Source organism: Mesorhizobium sp. M7A.F.Ca.CA.004.06.1.1 (assembly GCF_003999135.1).
GTDB lineage: Bacteria > Pseudomonadota > Alphaproteobacteria > Rhizobiales > Rhizobiaceae > Mesorhizobium.
Genome location: NZ_RZPQ01000868.1, coordinates 1 through 2,285, shown reverse-complemented (window position 1 = coordinate 2,285; position 2,285 = coordinate 1). Strand labels below are relative to the sequence as shown.

Below are 2,285 nucleotides of genomic sequence, written 5' to 3'. Positions count from 1 at the left end.
CCCTCGACAACGGCATGTACAAGATCTGGTTTGCGCGCAACTACCGGACGCGCATGGCAAACACGATCCTGCTCGACAATGCGCTGGCCACCATGGGCGCGGGCTTGCCGTCGGCGATGATGGCGGCACTGCTCTATCCGCAGCGCCGTGTCATGGCCATCTGCGGCGATGGCGGCTTCATGATGAACAGCCAGGAACTGGAAACCGCCGTCAGGCTCAAGCTCAACCTGGTCGTCCTGCTGCTCGAGGACCACGCCTACGGCATGATCCGCTGGAAGCAGGCGGTCGATGCGTTCCCGGATTTCGGCATGACCTTCGGCAATCCCGATTTCGTCAAGTATGCCGAGGCCTATGGCGCCAAGGGGACCAGGGTTGCGGAGATCACCGACTTGCGGCCGGCGCTGGAACAGGCCTTCACCGGCGGCGGCGTGCATCTCGTCGTCGTGCCCATCGACTATTCCGAAAACACCAGGGTGCTTGTCGACGAACTGCGCGAGCGGCTGCCAGCGCCGCAGACGCCCTGACGGCAGCGACAAAGCCGCCGTCAGGATTGCTTGGGCGGAAGACCCTACACCTTGCAGTAAGGCGTCACCGGCTCGATGGTGCCGAAGTCCTTAGCGATCTCGTAGCCGATGCCGTCGGACGCCGCCTTGCCTACATAGGAATGGCACAGCGTGTGGTTGTTGGTGGCGTCGACACGGATCTTGCCTTGCGGTGCGTCGAACTCGATCGACGGCAGCGCGGCCAGCACATCATCGTCCTTCAACGATCCAGCCTTCTCGGCGGCCAGCGCATAGAGATGCAGGCCGTTGTAGCCGGCCTCGCCGATGCCGTTGACCATCTTCTCCTGACCGAACTTCTCGCGGAAGCTCGAGATGAACTTCTTGTTGACCGGGTTGTCGAGCGCCATCCAGTAGGGTTGCGGCGCATAGGTGCCGGCCGCCACGCCGGGCGGCAGCGCGTCCTTGTTGAAGACCTCGTCGAGCGGGGCGATCAGCGGCTGCTTGATGTCGAAGCTGCGATACTGCTTGAGCTGGGTGACGGCGTCGTTGCCGACCACCATCGACCAGACGACATCGGGCTTCAGTGACTTGATCTTCTGGAAGGCCGGGCCGAAATCGGTGGTGCCGAACGGATAGTAGTCGGCGCCGATGATCTTGCCGCCGGCCTTCTCATAGGCTGCCGTGATCGCCTCGGTCATCTTCTGCGGCCAGGCATAGTCCGAAGCCATGACATAGATCGTCTTGCCGAGGTTCTCGGCCACCCACGGCATCATCGGGTCGACCTGCTGCATCGGGATCGGGCCGGTGGCGACGAAGTAGCGGTTGCATTCGCCGCCTTCGAAATTGGTCGGGTAGAAGAACAGCTTCTTGGCCTTCGAGGTGACCGACAGCGTGGCGCTGCGTTCGGGCGAAATGATCGTGCCCATGATCACGTCGACCTTGTCTTCGTTGATGAGCTTGCGCGCCTTGTCGATGGAGCCCTTGGTCGTGGTCTGGTTGTCCTCGATGATGAGCTCGACCTGGCGTCCGCCAATGCCGTTGGCGGCGTTGAGTTCGGCGGCGGCCAGCTTGTAGCAATTGAGCAGCGTCTCGCCGAGAATCGCCTGCAGCCCGGTGATCGGGATCGATAGGCCGACCTTGACGGTGTCGGCGGCGCGCAGGATCGACGGCGCGCCGACGATGGCGAAGGCGGCCGCGGCGCCGCCGGATTTCAAGACAGTTCTTCTGCTTATCATTGTTGTGTTCCCTTCCAGTCCCAGGCGCGCCCCATGCACGCCTTACAAGTCAACAAGTTCCCAGGCGCGCTTCACGCGCGCTCTATAGGGCCAACAGATCCTTCAGCAGGGTCTCGTCGGCGAAGGTCTCAGGCGCACCTTCGTGGACTATCCTGCCCTTCTCCATCACCAGGCAGCGGTCCGATGCCTTGAGAACGAGATCGAGATTCTGCTCGACAAGAATGATCGCGATGCCGCGCTCGCGGGCGATGCGCGGCACCAGTTCGGCGATCGACTGCACGATGTTCGGCTGGATGCCTTCCGAGGGTTCGTCGAGCAGCAGCACCGACGGCAGGCCGCATAGCGCGCGACCGATCGCCAGCATTTGCTGCTGGCCGCCCGAAAGCGTGCCGGCAACCTGCGCTTCGCGCTCCCGCAGGATCGGAAAATAGCCGAAGATGTCGTCCGGGATGCCACCGTCGCCACGGTCCTTGGCGGCGCGGGTGCCGACCTCCAGGTTTTGCCGCACCGTCAGCTGGTTGAAGATCCCGCGCCCCTGCGGCACATG

Annotated in this window: 3 protein-coding genes; 1 reads left to right on the top strand and 2 read right to left on the bottom strand. The window is 63.1% G+C overall.

Annotation, left to right across the window (positions count from 1 at the left end; genetic code table 11):
- A partial coding sequence (locus EN906_RS31425) for a thiamine pyrophosphate-dependent enzyme (protein WP_245484369.1) occupies positions 1-524 on the top strand: 524 nt, incomplete at its 5' end.
- A gap of 44 nt (positions 525-568) precedes the next feature.
- Here the strand turns inward: EN906_RS31425 and EN906_RS31420 are convergent.
- Together EN906_RS31420 and EN906_RS31415 are read right to left on the bottom strand one after the other, a co-directional pair.
- Positions 569-1,717, bottom strand: coding sequence for a substrate-binding protein (locus EN906_RS31420; RefSeq protein ID WP_245480607.1), 1,149 nt, complete (start codon positions 1,715-1,717; stop codon positions 569-571).
- 103 nt (positions 1,718-1,820) lie between these two features.
- Positions 1,821-2,285, bottom strand: a 465-nt coding sequence (locus tag EN906_RS31415; RefSeq protein ID WP_127375655.1) for an ATP-binding cassette domain-containing protein, incomplete at its 5' end; no start/stop codon positions are given.